Origin of the sequence: Streptomyces sp. NPDC002467, from assembly GCF_042889825.1 — a bacterium.
Classification (GTDB): domain Bacteria; phylum Actinomycetota; class Actinomycetes; order Streptomycetales; family Streptomycetaceae; genus Streptomyces.
Map to the genome: position 1 here is coordinate 19972 of NZ_JBIARJ010000026.1, position 23740 is coordinate 43711.

Annotated in this window: 24 protein-coding genes, 1 tRNA gene and 1 pseudogene; 8 read left to right on the forward strand and 18 right to left on the reverse strand. The window is 71.9% G+C overall.

Going from position 1 to position 23740, the window contains the following annotated elements:
• Positions 1-17: 17 nt before the first annotated feature.
• On the reverse strand, positions 18-1172 hold the full coding sequence (locus tag ACFYYJ_RS36660; RefSeq protein WP_385367091.1) for an FAD-dependent oxidoreductase: 1155 nt from the start codon (positions 1170-1172) through the stop codon (positions 18-20).
• A 119-nt stretch (positions 1173-1291) separates the two neighbouring features.
• Here ACFYYJ_RS36660 and ACFYYJ_RS36665 point away from each other — a divergent pair, with 119 nt between their 5' ends.
• Positions 1292-1855 carry a TetR family transcriptional regulator gene (locus ACFYYJ_RS36665; RefSeq protein WP_385123184.1) on the forward strand — a complete coding sequence of 188 codons (564 nt, stop codon included), beginning with the start codon at positions 1292-1294 and terminating at the stop codon, positions 1853-1855.
• Here ACFYYJ_RS36665 and ACFYYJ_RS36670 read toward each other — a convergent pair.
• Both ACFYYJ_RS36670 and ACFYYJ_RS36675 read right to left on the reverse strand, forming a co-directional pair.
• The gene (locus tag ACFYYJ_RS36670; RefSeq protein ID WP_389138679.1) at positions 1852-3114 is read right to left on the reverse strand and encodes a serine hydrolase domain-containing protein; all 1263 of its coding nucleotides are present in this window, start codon (positions 3112-3114) and stop codon (positions 1852-1854) included. The two genes, ACFYYJ_RS36665 and ACFYYJ_RS36670, sit on opposite strands and share 4 nt — an antisense overlap.
• A gap of 20 nt (positions 3115-3134) precedes the next feature.
• A complete protein-coding gene (locus tag ACFYYJ_RS36675) occupies positions 3135-4031 on the reverse strand; it encodes an alpha/beta hydrolase (protein ID WP_385366794.1) in 897 nt (298 codons plus the stop codon).
• Between the two features lie 107 nt (positions 4032-4138).
• Here ACFYYJ_RS36675 and ACFYYJ_RS36680 point away from each other — a divergent pair, with 107 nt between their 5' ends.
• Both ACFYYJ_RS36680 and ACFYYJ_RS36685 read left to right on the forward strand, forming a co-directional pair.
• On the forward strand, positions 4139-5191 hold the full coding sequence (locus tag ACFYYJ_RS36680; protein WP_389138682.1) for a helix-turn-helix domain-containing protein: 1053 nt from the start codon (positions 4139-4141) through the stop codon (positions 5189-5191).
• A 79-nt stretch (positions 5192-5270) separates the two neighbouring features.
• On the forward strand, positions 5271-5624 hold the full coding sequence (locus tag ACFYYJ_RS36685; protein ID WP_385123194.1) for a PRC-barrel domain containing protein: 354 nt from the start codon (positions 5271-5273) through the stop codon (positions 5622-5624).
• 113 nt (positions 5625-5737) lie between these two features.
• On the opposite strand, the gene lysA is transcribed toward ACFYYJ_RS36685, so the two are convergent.
• The 3 genes from lysA to ACFYYJ_RS36700 all read right to left on the reverse strand — a co-directional run bounded on the left by lysA (position 5738) and on the right by ACFYYJ_RS36700 (position 8880).
• Positions 5738-7072 carry a diaminopimelate decarboxylase gene (gene lysA, locus ACFYYJ_RS36690; protein ID WP_389138684.1) on the reverse strand — a complete coding sequence of 445 codons (1335 nt, stop codon included), beginning with the start codon at positions 7070-7072 and terminating at the stop codon, positions 5738-5740.
• 18 nt (positions 7073-7090) lie between these two features.
• Complete coding sequence (locus tag ACFYYJ_RS36695) at positions 7091-7465, reverse strand: SAV_915 family protein (protein WP_389138686.1); 375 nt, start codon at positions 7463-7465, stop codon at positions 7091-7093.
• Between the two features lie 284 nt (positions 7466-7749).
• Positions 7750-8880, reverse strand: a complete 1131-nt coding sequence (locus ACFYYJ_RS36700) for an NADH:flavin oxidoreductase (RefSeq protein ID WP_389138688.1) — start codon at positions 8878-8880, stop codon at positions 7750-7752.
• 147 nt (positions 8881-9027) lie between these two features.
• Between ACFYYJ_RS36700 and ACFYYJ_RS36705 the strand changes: the two genes are divergently transcribed.
• Positions 9028-9531, forward strand: coding sequence for a MarR family winged helix-turn-helix transcriptional regulator (locus ACFYYJ_RS36705; protein ID WP_389138830.1), 504 nt, complete (start codon positions 9028-9030; stop codon positions 9529-9531).
• A gap of 30 nt (positions 9532-9561) precedes the next feature.
• On the opposite strand, the gene ACFYYJ_RS36710 is transcribed toward ACFYYJ_RS36705, so the two are convergent.
• Positions 9562-10107 carry an adenylate kinase gene (locus tag ACFYYJ_RS36710; protein WP_389138691.1) on the reverse strand — a complete coding sequence of 182 codons (546 nt, stop codon included), beginning with the start codon at positions 10105-10107 and terminating at the stop codon, positions 9562-9564.
• A gap of 93 nt (positions 10108-10200) precedes the next feature.
• Between ACFYYJ_RS36710 and ACFYYJ_RS36715 the strand changes: the two genes are divergently transcribed.
• The gene (locus ACFYYJ_RS36715; protein ID WP_389138693.1) at positions 10201-11109 is read left to right on the forward strand and encodes an aminoglycoside phosphotransferase family protein; all 909 of its coding nucleotides are present in this window, start codon (positions 10201-10203) and stop codon (positions 11107-11109) included.
• Between the two features lie 47 nt (positions 11110-11156).
• On the opposite strand, the gene ACFYYJ_RS36720 is transcribed toward ACFYYJ_RS36715, so the two are convergent.
• Positions 11157-11231, reverse strand: a tRNA-Trp gene (locus ACFYYJ_RS36720).
• A 91-nt stretch (positions 11232-11322) separates the two neighbouring features.
• On the opposite strand from ACFYYJ_RS36720, the gene ACFYYJ_RS36725 reads away from it, so the two are divergent.
• A complete protein-coding gene (locus ACFYYJ_RS36725) occupies positions 11323-12840 on the forward strand; it encodes a GMC family oxidoreductase (RefSeq protein WP_389138695.1) in 1518 nt (505 codons plus the stop codon).
• Here the strand turns inward: ACFYYJ_RS36725 and thpD are convergent.
• From thpD to ACFYYJ_RS36755, 6 genes and pseudogenes are all read right to left on the reverse strand, one after another.
• Positions 12824-13726 carry an ectoine hydroxylase gene (gene thpD / locus ACFYYJ_RS36730; RefSeq protein WP_385123212.1) on the reverse strand — a complete coding sequence of 301 codons (903 nt, stop codon included), beginning with the start codon at positions 13724-13726 and terminating at the stop codon, positions 12824-12826. The genes ACFYYJ_RS36725 and thpD overlap by 17 nt on opposite strands.
• Before the next feature lie 38 nt (positions 13727-13764).
• Positions 13765-14172 carry an ectoine synthase gene (locus ACFYYJ_RS36735; RefSeq protein WP_385123214.1) on the reverse strand — a complete coding sequence of 136 codons (408 nt, stop codon included), beginning with the start codon at positions 14170-14172 and terminating at the stop codon, positions 13765-13767.
• Positions 14173-14207: 35 nt separating this feature from the next.
• Positions 14208-15476, reverse strand: a complete 1269-nt coding sequence (gene ectB, locus ACFYYJ_RS36740; RefSeq protein WP_389138699.1) for a diaminobutyrate--2-oxoglutarate transaminase — start codon at positions 15474-15476, stop codon at positions 14208-14210.
• On the reverse strand, positions 15473-16021 hold the full coding sequence (gene ectA / locus ACFYYJ_RS36745) for a diaminobutyrate acetyltransferase (protein WP_389138832.1): 549 nt from the start codon (positions 16019-16021) through the stop codon (positions 15473-15475). Before ectA ends, ectB begins: the two co-directional genes overlap by 4 nt.
• Before the next feature lie 403 nt (positions 16022-16424).
• Positions 16425-16589 (reverse strand): annotated as a pseudogene (locus ACFYYJ_RS36750) (hypothetical protein); the annotation flags it as partial.
• A gap of 69 nt (positions 16590-16658) precedes the next feature.
• Positions 16659-17555, reverse strand: a complete 897-nt coding sequence (locus ACFYYJ_RS36755) for a GyrI-like domain-containing protein (RefSeq protein WP_389138701.1) — start codon at positions 17553-17555, stop codon at positions 16659-16661.
• Between the two features lie 98 nt (positions 17556-17653).
• On the opposite strand from ACFYYJ_RS36755, the gene ACFYYJ_RS36760 reads away from it, so the two are divergent.
• The gene (locus tag ACFYYJ_RS36760; RefSeq protein WP_389138703.1) at positions 17654-18769 is read left to right on the forward strand and encodes a serine hydrolase domain-containing protein; all 1116 of its coding nucleotides are present in this window, start codon (positions 17654-17656) and stop codon (positions 18767-18769) included.
• Between the two features lie 11 nt (positions 18770-18780).
• On the opposite strand, the gene ACFYYJ_RS36765 is transcribed toward ACFYYJ_RS36760, so the two are convergent.
• The 3 genes from ACFYYJ_RS36765 to ACFYYJ_RS36775 all read right to left on the reverse strand — a co-directional run bounded on the left by ACFYYJ_RS36765 (position 18781) and on the right by ACFYYJ_RS36775 (position 21301).
• The gene (locus ACFYYJ_RS36765) at positions 18781-19551 is read right to left on the reverse strand and encodes a hypothetical protein (RefSeq protein ID WP_389138705.1); all 771 of its coding nucleotides are present in this window, start codon (positions 19549-19551) and stop codon (positions 18781-18783) included.
• Entirely contained in the window at positions 19523-20764 is a 1242-nt protein-coding gene (locus ACFYYJ_RS36770; protein WP_389138707.1) for a hypothetical protein, read from the reverse strand. Before ACFYYJ_RS36770 ends, ACFYYJ_RS36765 begins: the two co-directional genes overlap by 29 nt.
• A 240-nt stretch (positions 20765-21004) precedes the next feature.
• The gene (locus tag ACFYYJ_RS36775; protein ID WP_389138709.1) at positions 21005-21301 is read right to left on the reverse strand and encodes a hypothetical protein; all 297 of its coding nucleotides are present in this window, start codon (positions 21299-21301) and stop codon (positions 21005-21007) included.
• A 360-nt stretch (positions 21302-21661) separates the two neighbouring features.
• Between ACFYYJ_RS36775 and ACFYYJ_RS36780 the strand changes: the two genes are divergently transcribed.
• Entirely contained in the window at positions 21662-22144 is a 483-nt protein-coding gene (locus ACFYYJ_RS36780; RefSeq protein WP_389138711.1) for a DedA family protein, read from the forward strand.
• A 53-nt stretch (positions 22145-22197) separates the two neighbouring features.
• On the opposite strand, the gene ACFYYJ_RS36785 is transcribed toward ACFYYJ_RS36780, so the two are convergent.
• Positions 22198-23652 (reverse strand): sensor histidine kinase, encoded by a 1455-nt coding sequence (locus ACFYYJ_RS36785; protein ID WP_389138713.1) that lies wholly within the window; start codon positions 23650-23652, stop codon positions 22198-22200.
• Positions 23653-23740 lie beyond the last annotated feature (88 nt).

Consider the following 23740-nt stretch of genomic DNA (forward strand, 5'->3'; position numbering starts at 1 on the left):
CACCGAACGCCGGCGGCCTACCGGTAGTCGAGTTCGGCGAGTTCGGTGGCGAGGCGGCGGCGCAGGGCGGGGATGCGGGAGGCGACGGGGAGGACGGTGTTGCGGGCGGCGCGCAGCGCCGGGTTGCGGGTGGTCGCGACGCGGGTCATCCGGTCGGTGAGGGCCACCACCCGCTGTGCGACGGGTCGGCGGCGGGCTTCGTAGCCGTCGAGGTCCTCGTCCGCGAAGGCGCGGCCCAGGGCGTACGCGTCCTGGATTCCCGTGTTCATGCCCTGGCCGCCGGCGGGACTGTGCACGTGGGCGGCGTCTCCGGCGAGGAGCAGTCGGCCGGCGCGGTAGCGGTCGGCGACGCGGTGGTGGATCCGGAACCTGGAGGACCAGGCCAGCTCGCGGACGGCTGCCCGGCCGGGAGCCCGTTCGTCCAGCAGCCCCCGTACGAAGGCGAGGTCCGGTTCTGCGGGGGCCTCGGCGACGCTCGCGACGACCCGGTAGTGCCCTCCGGGCAGCGGGGCCACGACGGTGAGCCCGGCGGTGCCGAGGGTGAGGGAGACCTCGCCCGCGCCCGGGGCCCAGTCCATCACGACGTCGGCCAGTACGAAGGACTCCTCGTACGCGCTGCCGGTGAATCCGATCCCGGCGGCCTCGCGGACCACGCTGTGCATTCCGTCCGCCCCGACGGCGTGGCCGGCGCGCAGGGTCTGGCCGGTGGCGGTGGTGAGGGTGACCCCTTCCGCGTCCTGGGTGATCGCGGTGACCTCGTACGGGCGGTGGACATCGCCGCCCAGGGCGCGCAGCCGGGCGAGGAGCACGGCCTCGGTCCGGTCCTGGGGGACCATCAGCGCGTACGGATGGGCGGTGGGCAGGCCGTCGAAGCCGATCTCGGCGAGCGTGCGGGAGCCGTCGCGGATCCGGAACGTGTCGACGGGGATGCCGAGGGCGATCAGCTCGGCGGACAGGGCGCGGGAGGGGTCGAGCTCGTCGAGGACTTCCAGGGTGCGGGCGTGCACGACGGCGGCGCGGGAGGTGTTGGCGCCCTCGGCCTGCCGGTCGAGGAGTACGAAGCCGATGCCTGCCTCGGCCAGGGTCACGGCGAGGGCGAGTCCGGTGGGGCCGGCGCCGACGATGGCGACGTCGGTGGTGGCGGGGAGCGGGAGCGGGGCGGTGCCGGTCATGTCGGGCCTCCTCCGATGTGCCAACGCTTGTTGGCCAACGACTGTTGGCAAGAGCGTCGCGCGACCGGCCGTCGATGTCAACGCTTGTTGGCCTACGATTGTTGGCATACGGTTCCCGCATGACGGGACGGCGCACCTCCGACCACACCAAGGCCGCGATCCTGCGGGCCGCACGCGAGCGGTTCGCGGTACAGGGCTACGAGCGCACGACCATCCGGGCCATCGCCACGGACGCGGGGATCGACCCCTCGATGGTCATGCGGTACTTCGGCAGCAAGGAGCAGCTCTTCGGCGCGAGCCTGGCCATCGACCTGCGGCTGCCGGACCTGGGCGCGGTGCCGGCGGAGGAGCTGCCGGCGGCCCTGGTGCGGCACTTCGTGGAGCGGTGGGAGGGGGACCCGGCGGACGACGCCCTGCTGGTGCTGCTGCGCTCCGCGGTGACGAACGAGCAGGCGGCGGCCCGGATGAGGGAGGTGTTCGCGGCGCAGGTCGCCCCGGCACTGGCGGCGGCCCTCGGCCCGGAGCGGGCCGCGCGGGTGGCGGGCCTGGTCTCGGCCCAGCTCCTGGGCCTCGCCCTGACCCGCTACCTGCTCGAACTCCCCGGGGTGACGTCCCTGTCCCCGGAAGCGGTGGTCGCGGGCCTCGCCCCCGCACTGGCCGCGACCCTGTCGATCCCGGGCTAGGCCGGCGCGGGGCGGGTCCCGGGGGCGCCGCACATCGCCCGGTCGTACAGGGACGACAGCGCCGCGTCGATGGGATGGGGCTGTGGCCTGCCCGAGGCGTCGATGACGTTCCACCTCTGCAGGTTGACGGCGACGGACATCTGGCGCCGGCCGTCGGCCCGCGTCAGCGAGATCGTCCCGGCGCCCCACACCGTGCCGTCGTGGCCCCAGAACGTGCCGCAGCGGGTCTCGACCCGGTGCAGTCCGAGGCCGTACTGGATGGCGGAACCGTCCAGCGCCCGCACCGGGACCGTCCGCTGCATCTCGGCCAGCGACGACCGGCTGACGAGCCCGCCGTCGAGCAGCGCGGCGTAGAAGCGGTTGAGGTCGTCCATGGTCGACACGAGCGCGGCGCCGGTGCCCGTCCAGGACATGTTGTAGACGCTGTAGTCGCGCGGCGGGTCGAGGAGGCCGTAGAACGCCTCGTACATCCGCGCGTGCGGCCCCTCGATCCACGGCCCGGTCGGGAAGGACGTCTCGCGCAGCCCGGCCCTCCCGATGACGTCGCGCGTGATGTACGCCTCGGCCGTGGCGCCCGTCACCCGCTCCAGGAGCCGCCCCAGCAGCAGGTAGTTGGTGTTGGAGTACACGCCGGGAACGGCCCCCGGCTCGCCGGCGGGCGGTGCGGACAGGCCCAGCTCGATCAGCTCCTCGGGGGCGAACTGCCGGAACCGGTTCTCGTCCAGGCTCCGGGAGGACATGTCGGGCAGGGACGGGAAGCCCTGGAGCGAGGGGAACGCGTACGGGATGTAGTCGGGGATGCCGCTGGTGTGGTTCAGCAGCATCCGTACGGTGATCCTCCTGCCGCGTTCCCCCGGGACCAACTCCGGCAGGTAGTCGCCGATCGGTGCGTCGAGGCGGATCCGTCCCCGATCGACCTGCTGCAGGACCGCCGCGGCGGTGAACGTCTTGGTGACGCTGCCGACGCGCTGGCGCATGCCCGGCGTGACGGGACGTCCGGTCGCGACGTCGGCTACCCCGGAAGCCCCGCGCCACGTCAGGCCGCTGTCGCGGACCTGCGCGAACACGCCCGGGACACCGGCCCGGTGGACGCCCTCCAGGGCGGTGCCGAGCCCCGCGGCGCCGTCGATGCCGGGCTTGGGGGCCGCCGCCGCGATCGTGCCCGTGCTCGCGGACACGCTCAGCGCGACCGCACCCGCACCCGCACCCGCGCGCACCATCAGCCGGAGCCGCTTCGCCTTCGTCGTGCTCTTCGTCATGGTCTTCTTCCCTTCCCCGGTCACGGGGCCAGGGCGCGCCGCAGGGCCGCCCCGACATCGGTGATCTGACGCTGCGACACCTCGGCGGACAGGATCGCCTGGGAGCCGTGGAACGTGCCGGGCCACTGGTGGAGCTCGACCGGTACGCCCGCGCGCAGCAGGCGCAGCGCGTACTCGATCCCTTCGTCGCGGTTCGGGTCGAGCTCGGCGGTGGCGATGTAGGCCGGCGGCAGCCCGGACAGGTCGGCGGCCCGCGCGGGCGCGGCGTACGCGGTCGCCGGCCGGCCGCCCAGGTAGTGCCGCCACGAGGCGCGGAGCTTGTCCCGGGTCAGCCAGGGCGTGTCGGTGAACTGCCGCTGTGACCAGGTCTCCTGGCGGTCGTCGAGCCCGGGTTCGTTCAGCAGCTGGAAGTGGATCGCCGGGCCCCGTTCGTCGCGGGCCCGCAGGGCGACGGCGGCCGCGAGGTTCGCGCCGGCGCTGTGGCCCCCGACCGCGATCCGCGCCGGGTCGACGCCGAGCTCGGCCGCGTGGTCCGCGGTCCAGCCCAGGGCCGCCCACACGTCGTCCAGGGCGGCCGGGTAGGGGTGTTCGGGCGAGAGCCGGTAGCCGACCGAGACCACCACCGCGCCGGTGGCCAGGGCGATCCGGGCGGCCCACCCGTCCTCGGTGTCCAGGTCGCCGACGACGTGCCCGCCGCCGTGCATCCAGACCACCGCGCCCTGCGGCCGGTGCGGGCGGTAGAGGCGGACCGGGACGGCCGGGTCGGCGGGCACCAGACGGTCCTCGACGAGCAGGCCGGAGGCGTCGAGGACCGGCCGTGCGGCGGCGAGTTCCGCGTAGACCTTGCGGTCGGCGATCGGGTCGGTCCAGTCGCAGAGCGGGAACAGCGGTACGAATGCTTCGAGTTCGGGGTCCATGGCGACCATCCTGGTGGCCGTGGCCCACGGCGTCGCCCGCCACCCGTCGCGCATCGCAGGCCCGACACGCACCGAACGGCGCGGCCCCTCCCTCCTATCCTTCGGACATGGAGGCATTGGCCGTACGGCTCTCGGGACTTGATCCATACGTCGACGGCGCGATGCGCATCGTCGCCTTCTACGACACGCTCATGCGCCGCCGGGTGGACCTGCCGGCCCTGGGCCGGGCCTCGGCCGCCCTCGCCGAATGCGTCGTGGGGCTCCGGCTCCACGGCACGGGGCGCGTCGTACGGGTGGCACCGGACGGCAGGCCCGCCCCCGCCCTCCCGGCGCCCGCGTCCACCACCGTCCCGATCACGCTCGACGAGGAGGAGATCGGCACGGTGTGGCTGGAGCGGCCCGGCCCGGCCGGCCCGCTCGACGAACTGCTCCTCGACCGGCTGGCGCTCGCCGCCGCCGGGGTCGTCGAACGGTACGGTCCGGCCCGGACCACGATGGCCGACCCCGCCCTCGTCGAACTGGCCATCAGCGCCGACGCCGACGAGGCGGACCGGGCGCGGGCGTTACGGCTGCTGGGTTTCGCCGCCGGGGTGCCGGTCCGCGTCCTCGCCGTCCGCTCGCCGCTGCCGCTCGACCGGGTCGGAACCCTGGTCTGCCCGGCGGGGCCCGTCAAGGCGGCGCTCGTCGGCGACGTGGGCGTCGTCCTGGCGACCGCGCTCGACCCGGCCCGCCTACCGGCGGACGCCCGCGCGGGCATCGGCGCCGCCGGCGGCCCCGACCGCTCCTGGCGCCAGGCCCGCGCGGCCCTCCGGTTCACCGGCCCGCGCGAACCCGTCGTCCACTACGCGGACCTGGGCGCGCTGGCCCTGCTGGCGGAGCTCCCGGAGGAAGCCGTACGGGACAACCCGGACGTGGCCGCCATCGCCCGGCTCGCAGCCGACCCGCACGACCTCGAAACCCTGGACGCCTACTGCGCCACGGGCTCCCTGCGGCGCGCCGCCGAGATCCTGCACCTGCACCACAGCAGCGTCTCCCGCCGCCTCGAACACATCGGCCGGAGCCTCGGCATGGACCTCACCGCCCCCGGCGGCCCGCTCCGGGCCAGGCTCGCCCTCACGGCATGGCGCCTCCTCGCCGACGCGCCCTCGCCCACCGCGTGAAACCACCGCACGTGTAGGTCCGGCGAGCCCGGGCAGGCGGGCCATGAACGCACACGGAACGACGAAGGGAGCTGTTCCCATGACCGAGAGCGTCTGGACCTACCGCGCGACCGTCGCCCGCATCGAGGGTGCGGATCTGGCCGGCTACAAGGTGGAGGCGACCGACGGCGGCATCGGGAAGGTCGACAAGCACTCCGACGAGGCCGGATCCGCCTACCTGGTCGTGGACACCGGGCCGTGGATCTTCGGCAAGGAGGTCCTCCTCCCGGCGCGAACCGTCATCGGCATCGACCTCGAGGACGAGAAGGTCCACGTGGGGCTGACCAAGGAACAGATCAAGAACGCACCGGAGTTCGTCCGGGACAAGCACCTCCAGGACGAGGGCTATCGGCACGAGATCGGCGGCTACTACGGCGGCATGCCGCACATGTGAGCGCAAGGGCACACGGCGGCGGCCCGCCCTGCGACGGCCACCACCGGCGGCCGCTCGCCGAACGGGACCGGCTCGAAAGCCGGCCGGCCACCGTCCGGCGCCGCACCCGGACGCTATGCGCCGACGTCACGCCGCCGCAGGTCCTCCAGGGATTCGCGCCGGACCAGGAGCCGGGCGGAACCCTCGTGGACCGCGACGACCGGCGGCCGGCCCACCATGTTGTAGCCGGAGGCCATGGACAGCTGGTACGCCCCGGCCACCGGTACGGCGATCAGGTCGCCGGGCCGTACGTCGCCGGGCAGTTCCACCCCGGCGGCGAGCACGTCCCCGGCCTCGCAGTGCCGGCCGACGACCGTGGCGGTACGGGACACGGCCGTCGAGGCGCGGCCGATCAGCCGGGGCGCGTACCGGGCCCCGTACAGGGCGGGCCTCGGGTTGTCGCTCATGCCGCCGTCGACGGCTACGAACACGGTGTCGCCGGTGTGCTTGACGGCCAGGACCCGGTACACGGCGACCCCGGCCGGCCCCACGACGCCCCGCCCCGGTTCGATGGCCAGCCGCGGCACCGGAATCCCGGCGGCGGAGCAGCTCGCGATCAGCTCGCCCCGCAGCCTCCGGGCCAGCGCGGTGACGTCCAGCGCCGCGTCGCCCGGCCGGTACGCGATGCCGTGCCCGCCGCCCATGTCGAGCTCGGGCAGTACGAGGCCGTGAGCGTCACGGATGCGGGCCATCAGCCCGACCATGCGGCGCAACGCGGTGAGGTACGGCTTCACCTCGGTGATCTGGGAGCCGATGTGGCAGTGCAGCCCCACCGGCTCCAGCCGGGGCTGGGCCAGGATCCGGGCCACGGCGTGCTGCGCGGACCCGTCGCTGACGGACAGCCCGAACTTCTGCCCCTCCGTACCCGTACGGATCTTGTCGTGGCCCCCGGCGGAGACACCCGGCACCACCCGCACCAGCACCTTCTGACTCCCCTCGGGCCCGATCGCGGCGGCGATGCGGGCGATCTCCGACGGGCTGTCGATGACGATGCGCCCGACCCCCAGTCGCAGCGCGCTGGTGATGTCGTACGGCGATTTGGCGTTGCCGTGCAGCACGATCCGCTGGGGCGGGAACCCCGCCGCCACGGCGAGCTCCAGCTCTCCCGCCGAGCAGACGTCCAGGCCCAGCCCCTCCTCGTGCACCCAGCGCACCATCGCGCGGGAGAGGAACGCCTTCGCCGCGTAGAGCACCTCGGCCTCGGGGAACGCGTCCCGGTACGTCCGGCAGCGCTCGCGCACCTCGCCCTCGTCCAGGACGTAGACGGGGGTGCCGAACCGCTGCGCCACGTCCGCGAGCTCCACCCCGCCGACGGCCAGGCCGCCGTGCGCGTGCCGGGCCGTGGACCTCGGCCAGACGGAGAGGCCGTCCGTGCCCGGTTCAGGCGTGTGCATGACCGCAGTGGTCATCGTGTGCCCTCCCCGCGCTCAGGCGGCCGAGGCCGGGGAGACGGGCCGCGCGGCGGGCACCCGGGCACGACCGGCGCCGGCGGTGCCTGCGGCGACGGACCCGGTGACCGGGGGAGCGGTGAGGGTCGGGTCGACGGTGAGCAGCTCCGCGCCCAGCGGCTCGGACATGCCCCGCAGCGCCGCCTCGGAGAGCCGGATCCACGGCTGCTCGGCCCCGAGCGCGGCGGCCAGCCTGCCGGGGTCGGTGAAACCGACGGCGGTACGCGCGCCCAGCGGGGTGCGGAACATGCGCACCACCACCCGCTCCGTTCCCGGCCGGACGGGGACGTAGAGGAGTCCGGCCGGGACGCGTTCCTCGGGCTCGGGGTCGTCGTCGTACTGGAACAGGCACATGGGGTCCTCCTGGAGGAGCCGTGACGATCGGACGGTGCCCCGGGTGCGGGGAGGCGTTCCGGGGCGGTACTCGGAAGCTATCCCCGTACCGACGCCCGGGTGGACCGCCCTTGACGGAGCCTTGACGTCGACGGCCGCAGTCCATACGCCTCGCTGACGACGGGCGGGCACGGGGGCGGGGCGGAGGGGCCCTCGGCATGCCGTCCTCGACCGGAACGCGAACGCCCCGAGACATCGGCGGACCGATGTCTCGGGGCGTCTCGGGGTCCGCAGCCGTCCGGCGGCTACCGGCTGAGCGACCCGAGGGACGTCGGGTCGTACGGCTTCAGCTCGTCGAAGCGGTTGCCGAGGACCTTCGCCGCCCACTGCGGGTCCTGCAGCAGTGCCCGGCCGACGGCGACCATGTCGAACTCGTCGCGTTCCATCCGGTCCAGGAGGTTGTCGATGTCACCGAGCGCGGCCCCCTCACCGGCGAAGGCGCGGATGAAGTCGCCGTCGAGGCCGACCGAGCCGACGGTGATGGCCGGCCGGTCGGTGAGCTTCTTGGTCCAGCCCGCCAGGTTCAGGTCCGATCCCTCGAATTCCGGGACCCAGTAGCGCCGGGTGGAGGCGTGGAACACGTCGACGCCCGCCTCCGTCAGCGGGGCCAGGATCGCCTCCAGCTCCTGCGGGGTCTGCGCGAGCCGGCCGTCGTAGGCCTCCTGCTTCCACTGCGAGTAGCGGAAGATCACCGGGAAATCGGCCGAGACGCGCTCGCGGACCGCGGCCACGACCTCCGCGGCGAACTTGGTACGGGCCACCGCGTCGCCACCGTAGGCGTCGGTGCGGCGGTTGGTCCGCTCCCACAGGAACTGGTCGAGCAGGTAGCCGTGGGCGCCGTGCAGCTCGACGCCGTCGAAGCCGATCCGCTCGGCGTCCGCGGCGGCGTCGGCGAACGCGCCGATGACGTCGTCGAGGTCGGCGGAGGTCATCGCCTTGCCGGCTCCCTCGGTCCCGTCGACGCGGATGCCGGAGGGGCCGACGGCGGGCGCGTCGGGGTACGGCGCCTCACCCTGCTTGCGCACCATGCCTATGTGCCACAGCTGCGGCACGATCGTGCCGCCCGCCTCGTGCACGGCCGCGGCGACCTTCGCCCATCCCGCCAGCTGCTCCTCGCCGTGGAACCGCGGCACCCGGTCGCTCTGCCCGGCGGACTCGTGACCGACGTAGGTGCCCTCGGTGACGATCAGGCCCACACCGGCGGCGGCGCGGCCGGCGTAGTACGCCAGCACGTCCTCGCCGGGCACGCCGCCGGGGGAGAACATGCGCGTCATCGGGGCCATCGCGATGCGGTTGGGGACGGTCAGGCCGTTCAGCGTGACGGGCCGGGAGAGGATCTCGGCCGCGCGGGAGGCGGTGGACGTGGTGACGGTCATGCGGATCCTCCGGGTTGAGGCTGTGGCTCGTCGGGGTGACAACGAGAAGTGCATCCTACACACGATATGTATCATGCATATTGCGGCGTTCCCGGCGGCCCGCGGGTCGGCGATAATGGAGCGCCGGAAGGAGCGGGAGGCTCAGTGCTGGAGAAACTGGAGCGGGAGCTGATGCTGCTCTCGCGGCACCAGGTGCTCGCCCGGCGCGAGCGCGACCCGGAACGCCTGGATCGGTCGGCGTACCTGCTGCTCAGCCGGATCGACACACAAGGACCCATGTCCATAGGGCAGTTGGCGGAGGCCTTCGGGCTCGACACCTCGACCGTGAACCGCCAGACGGCCGCACTGCTGCGCTGCGGACTGGCCGAGCGCGTCGCGGACCCGGACGGCGGCATGGCCCGCAAGCTGCGCATCACCGACGAAGGCGGGCGCCGGCTCGCCGCGGACCGCGAGGCCAACCGGTCCTGCCTGGCCCAGGTGGTCGCCGACTGGTCCCCGGAAGAGGTACGGGAGCTGGAGGACGTCCTGATCCGGCTCAACCGCAGCGCCGAAGCCCTCGAAGGGCGGTACTGGCCGCGCGCCGAGGAAGACGGCACCCCCACCGGGTGCCACCCGCCGGCCGTGTGGGAATCCACGCCCCCCGTTCCGTAGCGGAGCCCGGGACCCGCTCGGGAGCAGGGGCTACGGCGGAGGCGTCCGCCCGGCCGGGTGCTGAGCCCGCAACCACGCGTCGGCGGCCCGCGGCGAGCGCAGCCGCACCACTCGCAGTGGGGCGAACCGCGTGTCACCGGCGAGCCTGCCGATCTCCGCGCGCCGTGACGCGTACCTCGACCAGGCCCACCATGCCGGGTGGTCGGAGCGCAGCCACTCCCGCCACCGCTCCCGGTTGCCGCCGAAGAGGCGTTCCCGCATCAGGCTCCGGCGCAGGGACCGCAGAAGGACCCGGCGCATGACGACACGGCGCGGGTGGTCGAGCCACACCACGGTGTCGGCCCGCCGCCACAGGAACTCCCGCGCGGCCTCGGGTCCGTGGGAGTCCAGGACCCACCGCTCGTCCGCCGCGATCGAGGCGACGTCCGAGGCGAAGGACGGGTTGACGGCCCACCGGGGTCCCGAGAAGTGGAGGGCGTCCATTTCGTGGTACGGAAGCCCGATCCGCCGCTCCAGCCCACGGGCCAGGGTCGATTTGCCGGCGCCGCTGATGCCGACCACGAGTACACGGTGCATCGGCGGAGCCTACCGACCTCGCCCCGGCGTGCTCGGAGTCGGATCGGCGAAATTCGCCGGCTTCCGCCTGCGCACAGCGGTGACACTTCCGGTGTGACGCTTCACGAGGATGAGATCCCGGTCGACGAGACCCTGGTCCGGGCACTGCTGAAGGCGCAGCGCCCGGAGTGGGCCGACCTGCCGCTGTCGCCCGCGGGCGCGGGCACGGACAACACCATGTACAGACTGGGCGACGACCTGCTCGTACGACTCCCGCGAACCGCCGGCAACGCACGGTCCGTGCGCAAGGAACAGGAATGGCTGCCCCGCCTGGCGCCCCTCCTTTCGCGCCCGATTCCCCGGCTCCTCCACCCCGGTACGCCCACCGACGCCTTCCCGCTGGTCTGGTCGGTCCACCGCTGGATCGACGGCGACGAAGCCGGCCCGCACACCGTCCGGGACTGGGCCGCCTTCGGATCCGACCTGGCGGAAGTCGTGAGGGAACTCCACGGCATCGACCTGATGGGAGCGACGCGCGCGGATGACCTCAGCTGGTACCGCGGAGGCACCCTGGAGCCGTGCGACCAGTGGATCGGCGGTCGTCTCGACGCCTGCCGGACCTTCGTGGGCACCGAACTCGACGTCGACACCCTGGAACGGCTCTGGCGGGCCGCGCTGGCACTGCCCGAGCCCTCGGGCCCCCACGTCTGGCTCCACGGGGACCTCAAGCCGACCAACCTCCTGGTCAAGGACGGCAGGCTCCACGCAGTGATCGACTTCGGCGGGCTTTCGGTCGGGTTCCCCGACGCCGAGCACTCCACGATCTGGGACCTGCCGGCACCGGCGCGACGGGCCTACCGGGACGCACTGGGCCTCGACGACGCGACGTGGGACCGCGCCCGTGCCTGGGCCATCGCGGTGGCCGTCAGCGGCATCTCCTACTACTGGCGGACCTTCCCCGCGTTCGTCGCCGAATGCCGGGCGCGCCTGCAGGCCGTCCTCACCGACGCCGCGTCCCACTGAAGGGACGCGTACGGCTCGGCGGGCGCGGTCCGGTCGGATGCGAAGGGCGGGTCCGGCCGGATTCGAACCGGCGTCCTCGCGGTTTTGGAGACCGCGCGCGACGACCTCTGCGCTACGGCCCCGCCCGCCCGGAATCCTACGCATCACTCGCTCTCGGGGCAGCGGACCGACGTCGAACTTTCCGCCCACCTTCCTCGGGCGTACCGTCGAGGCATGGTCGACGGGTACGACCTGGTGATCGTGGGCGGCGGGGCCGCCGGATGCGTCCTCGCGGCGCGGTTGAGCGAGGACTCCTCGACGCGGGTGCTCCTGCTGGAGGCCGGGCCGGACTACGTGGAGCTGCCCGCAGCACTCCGGGACGGCTCCGGACCGCACACGGCCACGCACGACTGGGGATTTTCGAGCGAGCCGGGCCGGGTAGCCCGGGCGCTCGCCCTGCCGCGCGGGAAGGTGATCGGCGGCTCGTCGACCACGAATGCCGCCTTCGCCCTGCGCGGATCGCCGTACGACTTCGACGCCTGGGCGGCACGGGGGAATCCCGGCTGGGGATGGGACGAGGTGCTGCCGTGGTTCATCGCGGTCGAGGACGACCTGGACTTCGGCCACGAGCCGTATCACGGCGGCCAGGGGCCGATTCCCGTCCGCCGGTACGCGGGCGGGGAACGCAGCGACATCGCGTCCGCCGGCCAGGCGGCGATCGCCTCGACCGGGGTACCGGAGATCGCCGATCACAACGCCCCGGGTGCCGTGGGGGTGGGACCGCTCCCCGTCAACGAGGTCGCGGGGGAACGTCTGGGCGCGGCGTCGACGTACCTCGCGGCGGCCCGGACCCGGCCCAACCTCACCGTACGGGGCGGGGCGCCGGTCGACCGCGTGATCCTCGACCGTGGGCGCGCGGCCGGCGTGCGGACGGCGGACGGGGAGGACGTGTTCGGCGATCGCGTGATCGTTTCGGCCGGTACCTACTGCACCCCGCCGATCCTGTTGCGCTCGGGACTCGGCCCGGCCGACGAACTCCGTGCGCTGGGCATCGAGCCGGTGCTGGACCTGCCGGGCGTGGGACGCAACCTCGCCGATCACCCGGCGGTTTCCGTCGACGTCGCCTACGCGGGGGCGGGGCGCCCGCAGCGTCCCTTCCAACTCGTCGCGACCTCGCACAGCGCGCGGGCCGACGAACACCGCGGGCCGCCGGACCTGCAGCTGATCGTCGGCGGCCCGTTCGACGACACGGGGGCCGCGACCGGCGCCACGTTCTTCGTCGGCGGCGCGCTGCTCAAACCGCGATCGCGGGGCCGGGTGTGGCTGCGCTCACCGGACCCCCTCGCGGCACCACGCATCGACCTCGGCTACTTCTCGCACCCCGCCGACCTGCCACGCCTGGTGGAGGCGGTACGTCGGGCGTGGCGGGCGGCGCGGGCGAAGCCGCTCGGCGCCCTCTCGGCCGGCATGGTGAACGTGCCGGACGAGGACACCGATCAGGCGGTCGAACAGTTCGCCCGCGCCCATGTGTGGACCTACCACCATCCGGTCGGCACCTGCGCGATGGGCTCCGACCCGGAGGCCGGCGCGGTCGTCGATGCTGCCGGCCGGGTGTACGGCGTGGACGACCTGTGGGTGGCCGACGCGTCGATCATGCCGGACGTGCCGTCGGCCAACACCCACCTGCCCACGCTCATGCTCGCCGAGCGCATCGCGGCACTGCTGCGCGGTCGCGTCAGCCCACGGGAGTGAAGTCCCGCGAGGCGATGTATCCGGGACGGCGCACCGGGGCGGCGAAGGGCTTCGCCGGCCGGTTCTCGACGCTGTTGAAGACGAGGAACACGTTGCTGCGCGGGTACGGCGTGATGTTGTCGCCCGAGCCGTGCATCGCGTTGCAGTCGAACCAGGTGGCCGAGCCCGCCCCGCCGGTGAACAGCTTGATGCCGCAGGCCGAGGCGAACTTGGTCAGGGCCTCGTCCGACGGGGTGCCGGCGTCCTGCATCTGGAGGGACCTCTTGTAGTTGTCCTTCGGCGTCGCACCGGCACAGCCCAGGAAGGTCCGGTGCGAGCCGGGCATGATCATCAGGCCGCCGTTGGTGGAGTGGTTGGGTGTCAGGGCGATGGACACCGACACGGTGCGCATGTGCGGCAGGCCGTCCTCGGCGTGCCAGGTCTCGAAGTCGGAGTGCCAGTAGAACCCACTGGCGCCGAAACCGGGCTTCACGTTGATCCGGGACTGGTGCACGTACACCTCGGAGCCCAGGATCTGCCGCGCGCGCCCCACGACCCGTGGATCGGCGGCCAGGGCCGCGAACACCTCGCTGATCCGATGGACCTCGAAGACGGAGCGGACCTCACGGGACTTCGGCTCCACGATGGACCGGTCGTCCGCGAGCGTCGAGGGGTCACGCAGCAGCCGGTCCATCTCGGTCCGGTAGACCTCCACCTCGTCGGGCGTGACGAGTTCGTCGACGGACAGGAAGCCGTCCCGCTCGTAACTCTCCAGCTCGTGGGCCCACATCGGGCCGGGTGTGCCGGGCTCGGACCAGACGACGGGGTCCGCGCGGCCGGTGAGCAGCTCCGCGGAGCCCCGGGTCGGATAGAGGTCGTTCACGGTGCTGGTGGATGCGTAGGCCATGGTGGTGCCTGCCTCTCCTCTCAGTGCGATTCGGTACGTCAGCAGCGGTGGTCGGGCTCGGTGAGCAGTGGGTACACACCGTTCTCGTCGTGGTCCTCCCGGCCGGTGACGGGCGGGTTGAAGACGCACAGGCAGCGGAAGTCCCGCTTCACGCGCAGGGTGTGCCGCTCGTGGCCGTCGAGGAGGTACATGGTTCCCGGCGTGATCGTGTACGTCCGGCCCGTCTCCTCGTCCGTGAGTTCGGCCTCGCCCTCCGTGCAGACCACGGCCTCCACGTGGTTCGCGTACCACATGGACGTCTCGGTGCCGGCGTACAGGACGGTCTCGTGCAGGGAGAATCCGACGCGTTCCCTGGCCAGGACGATCCGCTTGCTCTCCCAGGTGCCGGACGCCGCCTTGACGTGGCGTTCGGTTCCCTCGATGTCCCGGAACGATCGGACGATCATGGTGGTGCCCTTCGTGGTGTCTGGCGGTGTGCCGGTCAGGCGGTCGCGCGGATGGAGCGGGCCAGGACGGCGAGGCCTTCCTCGAGTTCGTCGCCGGTGACGGTGAGCGGCGGGAGCAGCTTCACGACCTCGCCCTCCGGGCCCGAGGTCTCCAGGAGGAGCCCCTGCTCGAAGGCCTTGGCGCACACGTCCGCGGCACGCGCCCTGTCGGTGAACTCGATGCCCCAGACCAGTCCGCGGCCCCGGTACGTCGCGCCCAGCGCGGCGTGTTCGGCGCACAGCTCGCGCAGCACGCTCTCGACGCGCCTGCCCAGGATGAGGGTCCGCTCGCGCAGGACGCCGTCGCTCCAGTACGTCTCCAGGGCCGCGGTCGCGGTGACGAAGGCCGGGTTGTTGCCGCGGAAGGTGCCGTTGTGCTCGCCCGGCTCCCACAGGTCCAGTTCGGGCTTGAACAGGCACAGGGACATGGGCAGTCCGTAGCCGCTGATGGACTTGGACAGCGTGACGATGTCGGGCGTGATGCCCGCCTCTTCGAAGGAGAAGAACTCGCCGGTCCGGCCGCAGCCCATCTGGATGTCGTCGACGATCAGCAGCATGTCGCGGCGCCGGCACAGGTCGGCGAGGGCGCGGAGCCATTCCGCGCGGGCCACGTTGATCCCGCCCTCGCCCTGGATCGTCTCCACGATGACCGCCGCCGGATGGTTGAGGCCGGAGCCCTGGTCCTCCAGCAGGCGCTCGAACCAGAGGAAGTCGGGGGTCCTGCCGCCGAGGTAGTTGTCGAAGGGCATCGGGGTGCCGTGGACCAGGGGTATGCCGGCGCCGGCCCGTTTGAAGGCGTTGCCCGTGACGGCGAGGGAGCCGAGCGACATGCCGTGGAAGGCGTTGGTGAAGGACACGACCGCCTCGCGGCCCTTGGCCTTGCGCGCGAGCTTCAGCGCGGCTTCCACGGCGTTGGTGCCGGTCGGCCCCGGGAACATCACCTTGTAGGGCAGCGCGCGGGGTTCGAGGACGTGGGACCGGAAGGTCTCCAGGAAAGCCCTCTTGGCGGTCGTCGACATGTCGAGCCCGTGCGTGATGCCGTCCCGCTCCAGGTAGTCGAGCAGGGCCCGCTTGAGGACGGGGTTGTTGTGGCCGTAGTTCAAGGACCCGGCGCCCGCGAAGAAGTCCAGGTAGCCGCGGCCGTGTTCGTCGTAGAGCCGGCTTCCCGAGGCGCGTTCGAAGACGACGGGCCAGGCCCGGCAGTAGCTGCGGACCTCGGACTCCACGGTCTCGAAGACGGACAGGGCCGGCTCGGTGATGGTCAAGACGGTTCTCCAGTGGATGTGGGGGTGTACGGGGACCGGGGCTGGAAGTGGAGCGGCGCGATGCGGTGCAGGACCTCCGGGGCGTGCCCGCCGTCCGGGAACTCCTCGGCCGCGAAGAGCACTTCGCGCGTGACCGTGGCGCCGTGCCGTGTGGCGTACGAGCCGAAGAGTCGCTCCGACGCGAGGTTTCCGGGAGAGATGGTGGTCTCCAGGGACTTCAGACCGTGTTCCGCCGCCACGCGGGTGGAGAGGCCGTCGAGCAGGGCCCCGGCGATTCCCAGGCCGCGAACGGACTCGTCGACGGCGACCTGCCAGACGAACAGGGTCCCGGGGCTCTCGGGCCGTACGTATCCGCTGACGAATCCGACGACCCGCCCGGACGGGTCACGGGCGACGGCCGAGGTGCCGGCGAAGTCACGACACCAGAGGAGATAGCTGTAGGACGAGTTGAGGTCCAGAGCCCCGGAGTCGCGCGCCAGGCGCCACAGCAGTGGGCCGTCATCCGGTCGAGGTCGGTCGATGTGGGTGGCAGTGGCGGGCGTGATGGGCGTGGAGGGCGTGCTGGTCGGGGGGTTCTTCCTGTAATGGGACAGTTCTGCATGAGCAGTCATGCAGGCCGAAGCTACCCAGCGGCGGAGTGAAACGCATGGCCCCAAGGGGTTACGCAGCCGGGCTGGACCGTGATAGATGCAGCGGCCCTGTACAGGGTGGCGAAGCACACGAGATGGGCCCGGGAATCAATGAAAAATACCGACATTTGCACCCCACCTTCACCGGCATAACGAACAGGTAACGTCTTTGCCCTGTCTCACTTTTGCCACTTGAAATGTGACGCCTTCCTCAGCTGATCGGGGTTTCGTTCGCGACGGTGCGGGCCGGCGCCTGCCGCGAGCGGGGGCCGGGCGGTGGCGTGACCTCGGCCGCCACCCGGCCCGGAGCCTCGGCGGGCTACCAGGACGACTTGGTCACTCCCGGCAGGAATCCGGCGTGGGCCGCTTGCCGCATCCGCACCCGGGAGAGGCCGAACCTGCGCAGATGCCCGCGGCCTTCGACTCCCTCCTCGATCCCGCCGGAAGTTCGTCTCCGACCGCGGGAAGATCCGCGGCCGCCGGGTCACACGCGTGACCGTCCGGCAGTAGAGGCCACCGCGATCAAGAACGCCAGGGAGATGGCACTGCTGCCCTACGCGAGCCGCTGACCAACCCCGCGTGACGGCCCCCGCTCGACCGGGATCCACAGTTGGGAGTCGGTTTCCGCGCCGACCTCCACCGGCCGGGTCCGCAGGAGCTCCGGACCCGGCCGGCTGGTGTACGGGTTGGAGGGGAACCACTGCGTGAACACGTCCCGCCACAGTTCCTGGAGCGCGGCCGGGTAGGGGCCGTGGTTGTCGAAGACCGCCCAGGTCCCGGCCGGCACGTCGAGGACGTCGAGTTCCCCGGCGGCCGTCTCGGGGCCGGTCGCCACGCCGACCCAGTAGTCCGCCTCGGCGCCCTCCTCCCGGCTGTCGGTCAGGTACACCGCCGCCGACAGGATCCCCTCCGGCTCCGGGCCGGAGGACAGCTCCTTCATCCGTACGATCGCCCGCTCGTCCAGGCCCTCCACGTGCGCCGCGGCGGCCGCGTTGACCCCCTCGTGCGCGAGCGGCACCCGGGCCTTCCTGCCGAGGAACCGGAACGACTCCCTCTCCACGATCCGGTACCGCATGGCCGTGCTTCCCTCGACGACGACGCGGAAGGACATGCGCGGCTGCGCCGTGAGCACCGCGCCCGTGCGCCGGGCCTCGCCGGGCCCGATGCCGTGCACCGACCGGAACGCCCGGGCGAACGCCTCGCCCGAGCCGTACCCGTACCTCGTCGCGACATCGAGCAGCGTCGGCGTCCCGGCCAGCACGTCGGCCCCGGCGAGCGTCATCCGGCGCCGGCGCACGTAAACGGGGAGCGGCATCCCCGCGAGCGCGGAGAACAGTCGTCGGAAGTGGTACTCCGACACCGCGGCGATCCGGGCCACCTCGGCGACGTCGACTTCCTGTTCGAGGCAGGTCTCCAGGTGGTCCAGCGCCTGATTCAGTCGCTCCAGCACGCGACTCCGTCCTTCCTTCACGCCTTACTGCCCGCCCGACAAATCCGGCGTGGGAATGGTCGGGCGGGAAGCCCCGGAACTGCCCGAGGCTTTCACCCATGATTGATATCAGCGGAGTATGCGAGCCGCGGTTCGTGGCCGTACGCGAGGCCCTTGCGGCTTCGCTCGATGAACACGACGTCGGCGCTTCGGCCGCCGTGTACCTCGATGGCGAGCCGGTGGTCGACCTCTGGGGCGGGTACGCCGACGCGGACCGTTCCATCGGTTGGGAGCGCGACACCCTCACCGGTGTGAACTCGACGACCAAGAACATGACCGCCCTCTGCGCGCTCGTTCTGGCCGACCGGGGTCTGATCGACCTGTCGGCCCCGGTCGCCGCCTACTGGCCCGCGTTCGCCGCGGCCGGCAAGGAGGGCGTGCTGGTACGGCACGTGCTGTCCCATACGGCCGGGCTGCCGCAGCTGCCCGGGCCGACAGTGGTCGAGGACCTCTACGACTGGGAGAACGTGACGGCGGGGCTGGCCGCGCAGGCACCCGAATGGGAACCCGGGACGGCCGCCGGCTATCACGCGCTCACCTTCGGGTTCCTCGTCGGTGAGATCGTCCGCCGCGTCACCGGACGCAGCCTCGGCGAGTTCTTCGCGGAGGAGGTGGCCAAGCCGCTCGGAGCCGATTTCCACATCGGGCTCGCCGCCGAGCACGACCACCGCGTCGCCCCGCTCATCGCGCCGGCGTCGCTGACCGACGAGTACGCCGCCGGCCCACCGCCCGGACCGGACGGGGCGCGTCGGGAGATCATCGGTGCCGCGATCCGGGTCAAGGACGTCAACTCGCCGGCCTGGCGCCGCGCGCACCTCCCCGCGGTGAACGGCTTCGGCAACGCCCGCTCCGTCGCCCTCGTCCAGTCGGTACTGGCGAACGGGGGAACGGCGGGCGGCGTGCGACTGCTGTCGCCCCGGGGCTGCGAACCCGCGTGGCAGGAGGTGTTCAGCGGCGAGGACCGCGTCCTGGGGACGCCGATGTCCTGGACGGCGGGCTTCGGCCGGTTCGGCAACACCTTCGGCTGGGGTGGCTGGGGCGGTTCGCTGGTCGCGAGCGACCCCGATGCGCGCATGACGGTGGCCTACGTGATGAACCAGATGATCGACCGGGAACGGCAGGAGGACAACCGCGGCCTGGAGATCATCATGGCCGCCTACAGCGGACTGCACTGACCCCGGGGCGGTCAGACCGGCGGCATCAGATCGCTCGCACTGATGGTGTACGTCAGCGGCGGGTAGGCGAAGTCCGTTCCATTGTTCTCAAGGCGCCGCAGTCGGTAGAACTCCTTCGCCTGCTCGTCGTCGGCCGGCGCGAGGCGCGAACCCTCCGGGAGGTACGCCTGTCCCTCGTGGAACCGGACGAGGGTCTTCGACGTTCGAAAGGTCACACCCAGCCATGGGTTGTCCGTCGTGTCGACGGGCTTGTCCAGGACGATCCTGTGCCTGAGCCGCCGATTCGATTCGACGGAAAACGCGACGATGCCGTGGTGGGCGAGGAGGATCTCGAACTTCTCGCCACCGGCCTCCTTCGATTCGAAGATCAGCTTCCTCCGCGGGCCCGCTTCGGGATTCCGGTAGCAGGAGAAGACGGCGATGAACGACTCGTCGGCCAGGTCAAGGGCCTGGTCGGAATGGGCGCCCATGGTTCTGTAGGCGTTCGTGTAGCTCTCGACGAGAGCGTTGTTGAAGCCGACCGGAAGCGCCGCACGTTCTTGAACCAGTCGCGCCAGTCGTTCGTGCACCGCCCGGAAACGCTGGGCCGGGCTGTCGTACCGACTGGTCGTGCGTACGAGAGGCACGCCACCCGCCTCGTCGACCCTGGTGAGTACGGCACCCCGCCGACCCTTTCCCACGTCTTCCCAACGAGTCGACGCGGACAGTTCCTCGAACAGATTCCCCTCGACGGGCAGAGCGCACGAGATGATCTCAGTCGAGATCGTGGACCCGAGGGGCAACGTAGTCTCCCGTGTTCATGCTGAAGAGGAATTCCCCGCCGTAGTCGACGAAGGACGAGGACCTGTTCTCCTCGGCGTAGAGCCTGCGCAGCTCGTCCATACCGGCCGATGTCGGCGGCCCCAGTCTCACGAGATCTCCGCCCGCCTTGAGGAACGTGTGGCCGTCCTTGTGAACGGCCTCGGCGCTCGAACAGCGCACCACGTATCCCAGGCGCGTCGGCAGCAACTCGGCATCCAGCGTCGAGGGCCGTATTTCGTGCGTGTAGAGACGGTTCGTCGACAGCGGCATGAAGAAGACGGAGCCGGGGTGGAGCGTCACGGTGAACTGCGCAGGGAGCGCGACCCGTTCGTGTCCGCCGGCCGACTCCTTGAGACGGAAGCGGAGTCTGGTCAGCCCGCTGACACCCTTCACGCCGTGATCGAAGGGGTCTTCGTCCAGGGGCCGGAGCTTGTCGAGCCCGTCATAGAACGTGCAGAAGGCCATGATGCCGTTGACGGGCATGTCCTTGGTCTTGTCGGCATGGGCCGAGATCTTGGCCTTGGACTGCTTGCGCTCCGCCGTGGCAGGGGTGTTGTGGTAGGTCTGTGCGAGTACGTGATTGAGCGGTGCCTGGTTCCGGAAGACGGCGGCGGCCTCGCGGTTCAGGGCCCCGACGATGTCCGTGTCGGTCGGGCGGAAGTCCTCGGTCGGCCCCGACAGATTCGTGGAGCACCGGAGCAGCCGGAAATGCAGTTCGTCGCCGTCCCGTGTCACGGGCGTCAGATAGATCCCGCTGCGGTGGGCCGTACCGGGCTTCGTGGACTCCGTCAGGGACTGGAACTCGTGCTCCGCGCGGATCCGTCCGAAATGATCGTCGCCGAGCCCGAAGAAGCGGCGGTAGTACACGCCGACGCCGCCCACGCGGAGGGGAATCCGGCCGAGGTCGACGGGGGTCCACGCCCCGTCGCCGTCCTCGTCGAAACCGCGTGACAGCTCCCGGACGACGAACACCCGGGCAGCAGCGTCCAGTCGGCGTCGACTGATCCCCGAGGCGTCACCGCACACGTAGACGGTCTTCCGCGTGAGGTCGGGCGATCCGGAAGCGAGGTCCTCCGGCGTGATCGTCGACCCGAAGAAGTCCCGGATCGCTGCATCGCCATGCGACATCGAGGGCGCGACCAGGATGTTGTCCGCATCCTCGATGCGGGCTTCTGCCGTCTCTGTCGTGTGCATCAAGCGGTACCTGAAAGGAGTCGGATCACGGAACCTCGATCTTCTCACGGGGTCCCGAAAGCGGGCAACGGGTTCTGATGTGAGGGTGGTTGGGCGCTGCTCCGCCGAGGTCCGCGGCCCGCACACGGGCGACACGTGGCAGCACAACCTGCTGCTGGTCACCCGCGACTGGGTCGCCATTCCGCATTTGGGTACGAGCGACTGGGTGAACGCGTCCCCGTCGATACTGCGTCCGTCGACTCAGTGGCCCTCATCGTCCGCGAAGGCGGCGGGCTTCTCGGGCCTCTGGTGACCGCACTCCAGACGATTTCCCTTGGCGTCGGTCACCGTGCACTCCAGGACGATCCTGGTCGGGTCGCCGTCCTCATAGGGCCACACCGTGATGCCTCCCTCCCATACGATGGTGGAGAACCAGACGTCGACCCCCTCGGCTTCAGGCGCGACGGTGAAGACCTCTCCGGGTTTCAGATAGAAGTCCTCGCCGTACGGCTCGATGAAGAGGCAGAGGTCGCCCTCTCCGGCATTCTGCACGGGCATCCTGCTGCGTCCCACTCGTCCCCCCAGGCCACCACTCCGCTGAGTCGATCCAGGCCATCCAGCCACACCGGCCCGCCGGGTTCAAGCGTCCCGCCCCTCCGGGTACGTTTTCCGGCAGTCGGGCGCCCTGTACCCCGTATGCCCGTTCGGTTAGGGTTGCCTTGCCTGGCGTGCATGCAGGCGCGCGGGTTCGGGGTTCCGGTGCCGTAGGCGGTGACCCATGGAACGAAACAGGCAGAGGCAGGATGCAGGTGAGAGACGGTGACCGGGCTCGTGCGTGCCGCGGGCCGGCTGGGGCGGGACGCCCGTGCGGGTGGACCGGTGTCCTGGGTTCCGGCCCTGAGCTCGGGATGAGGTGTCGTGGATAAGATCGCGCTCACGGCCGGTGCCCTGTACGCCATCGTCCTGCTCCGCGCCGGAGGGACGTTCGCCGTTGGCTGGCTCGCCGGCGCCGGTGCCCGCCGCAGCAGGTTCGCCGAGCGGATCTCGTCGGCGAAGTTCCAGCGTGCCGAGCGGGCGATCCAGCGGTGGGGCGCGCCCGTGGTGGCCGTCTCCTTCCTGACCGTCGGTTTCCAGACCGCCGCCAATTTCCTCGCGGGCAGCATGCGCCTGCCGCTGCCGCGCTACCTCCCCGCCCTGTTCGTGGGCGGAGCGGCATGGGCGCTGATCTACGCGACCGCGGGGCTCGGCGTGGTCGAAGTGCTGGGAAGGCTCTTCGCCGAGCGCACGGCCTTCGGGGTGACCGCCGTGGCCGTGCTCCTCCTCCTGGCGTGCGGGGTGGTGGTGTACCGCAGGAGAAGGGCGGCCCTGCGCCCGGGCGACACCGTGGCCGAGGAAGCCTGAGCCGTCCCGGGGAGGTGGGTGCCGCCCCGGGCGGTGTGTTCACGCGTTCGCGCTCAGTGCCCGGCGGACCGCAGGCGGACCCGGAACAGGGCTCCGGCTCCCGGAGCCGTCTCCAGTTCCAAGTCGCCCCCGTGCGCCGTGACGAGGGCTGACGCGATCGCCAGCCCGAGGCCGGCCCCACCGCCCGTCTGTCGGCTCCGGGAGGCGTCCACCCGGTAGAACCTCTCGAATACCCGGACCGCCTGCTCCGCGGTGAGACCCGGACCGGAGTCGGCCACCTCGATCACCTCATGGCCTCCCGCGCTCCCCACCCCGACGCGCACCGGCGAACCCGCCGGCGTGTGGGCCACCGCGTTGCCGACCAGGTTGGCGACCACCTGACGCAGCCGCGCCTCGTCGCCGTACACCGGCGCCGGTCCGGGCGGGCCAACGTCGCCGGGTCCGCTCAGCGACACCTCCCGCGTCGGGTCGAGGGCCCGGATGTCGTGCAGGGCGTCCACGGCGAGGGTGCGCAGGTCCATCGGAGCGATCTCCAGCGGACGCTGCTCGTCCATGCGCACCAGCGTGAGCAGATCCTCCACCAGCCCGCCGAGCCGCACCGCCTCGTTCTCGATACGGGCCATGGTCCGTTTGACGTCCGCCTCGTCGGGTAGGGCCCCCATCCGGTACAGCTCGGCGAAGCCCCGAATACCGGCCAGTGGCGTCCGCAGCTCGTGACTGGCATCGGCGACGAAACGCCGCATCTGCTCCTCCGACGCGGCGCGGGCCGCGAACGCCGATTCGATCTGCGCGAGCATGCCGTTGAGGGCAAGGCTCAGCCTTCCCGTCTCGGTGCGCGCCGAGGCGTCCGGCATGCGGTGCGACAGCGGTCGCCCGGCGGAGATCTCGGCGGCGGTCTCCTCGATCCGGCGCAGCGGCCGCAGCCCCGCCCGTACGGCGAACCATCCGGCCGCGGCGAGCAGCAGCGACACCCCGACGCCGATCAGTTCGAAGGCGGTGGCCAGGTGGTCCACGGTGGAGGACACGTCGTCCAGCGGGGCCGCGACCGCGACGCCGGTGGGCAGCGCCGGGTCCTCGCCGTCGACCGGCACGATCAGGACCCACCAGCTGCCGCCACCGTGGTCGCTCGGGACCTCGAACGCCTGCCCGAGCCGGTCCCGCAGTCGCGCCCCGTCCATCCGCGGCCACAACGGGCCCGGGTCCCCGGCCGTGACGGGCTGACGGTACGGCTCCGACACCGTCCCGTCGGCGCTGACGAAGGCCATCACGTACTGGCTCGGCAGCCAGGGCCGCCCGCCGCCCGCCCTCCCGGTGTGCGGTTGCGGGATGCCCTCGTTCCGGACCCGGTACGCCATCGCGTTCCCGAACCCCTCCAGCCGCTGGTCCACCCGCTCCACCAGTTGGGCCCGCACCGAGCCGAGTACCAGGGTGTCGCTGACGGTCAGCCCGAGGGCCACCAGTGCCATCGAGAGCACGACGAGCCGTGCCCGCAGGGTCAGGCCGGCCAACCGTCCGGTGAGCCCCTTCGCCGACGGCCGTATCCGTCCTGGCCGCCGGCCTCCGGGCAGGTCGCTCGTGCTTCCGCCGAAGCGTTCG

What these genes read in the sequence shown, in the direction of transcription:
- ACFYYJ_RS36700 (WP_389138688.1), bottom strand. Translation starts at nt 8,880, where the DNA reads ATGACCGTCACCACGTCCACCGCCTCCCGCGCGGCCGAGATCCTCTCC.
- ACFYYJ_RS36680 (WP_389138682.1), top strand. Translation starts at nt 4,139, where the DNA reads ATGGAGGCATTGGCCGTACGGCTCTCGGGACTTGATCCATACGTCGAC.
- ACFYYJ_RS36675 (WP_385366794.1), bottom strand. Translation starts at nt 4,031, where the DNA reads ATGGACCCCGAACTCGAAGCATTCGTACCGCTGTTCCCGCTCTGCGAC.
- ACFYYJ_RS36760 (WP_389138703.1), top strand. Translation starts at nt 17,654, where the DNA reads ATGATTGATATCAGCGGAGTATGCGAGCCGCGGTTCGTGGCCGTACGC.
- ACFYYJ_RS36665 (WP_385123184.1), top strand. Translation starts at nt 1,292, where the DNA reads ATGACGGGACGGCGCACCTCCGACCACACCAAGGCCGCGATCCTGCGG.
- ACFYYJ_RS36735 (WP_385123214.1), bottom strand. Translation starts at nt 14,172, where the DNA reads ATGATCGTCCGATCGTTCCGGGACATCGAGGGAACCGAACGCCACGTC.
- ACFYYJ_RS36710 (WP_389138691.1), bottom strand. Translation starts at nt 10,107, where the DNA reads ATGCACCGTGTACTCGTGGTCGGCATCAGCGGCGCCGGCAAATCGACC.
- ACFYYJ_RS36725 (WP_389138695.1), top strand. Translation starts at nt 11,323, where the DNA reads ATGGTCGACGGGTACGACCTGGTGATCGTGGGCGGCGGGGCCGCCGGA.
- ACFYYJ_RS36775 (WP_389138709.1), bottom strand. Translation starts at nt 21,301, where the DNA reads ATGCCCGTGCAGAATGCCGGAGAGGGCGACCTCTGCCTCTTCATCGAG.
- ACFYYJ_RS36660 (WP_385367091.1), bottom strand. Translation starts at nt 1,172, where the DNA reads ATGACCGGCACCGCCCCGCTCCCGCTCCCCGCCACCACCGACGTCGCC.
- ACFYYJ_RS36770 (WP_389138707.1), bottom strand. Translation starts at nt 20,764, where the DNA reads ATGCACACGACAGAGACGGCAGAAGCCCGCATCGAGGATGCGGACAAC.
- ACFYYJ_RS36685 (WP_385123194.1), top strand. Translation starts at nt 5,271, where the DNA reads ATGACCGAGAGCGTCTGGACCTACCGCGCGACCGTCGCCCGCATCGAG.
- thpD (WP_385123212.1), bottom strand. Translation starts at nt 13,726, where the DNA reads ATGGCCTACGCATCCACCAGCACCGTGAACGACCTCTATCCGACCCGG.
- lysA (WP_389138684.1), bottom strand. Translation starts at nt 7,072, where the DNA reads ATGACCACTGCGGTCATGCACACGCCTGAACCGGGCACGGACGGCCTC.
- ACFYYJ_RS36695 (WP_389138686.1), bottom strand. Translation starts at nt 7,465, where the DNA reads ATGTGCCTGTTCCAGTACGACGACGACCCCGAGCCCGAGGAACGCGTC.
- ACFYYJ_RS36670 (WP_389138679.1), bottom strand. Translation starts at nt 3,114, where the DNA reads ATGACGAAGAGCACGACGAAGGCGAAGCGGCTCCGGCTGATGGTGCGC.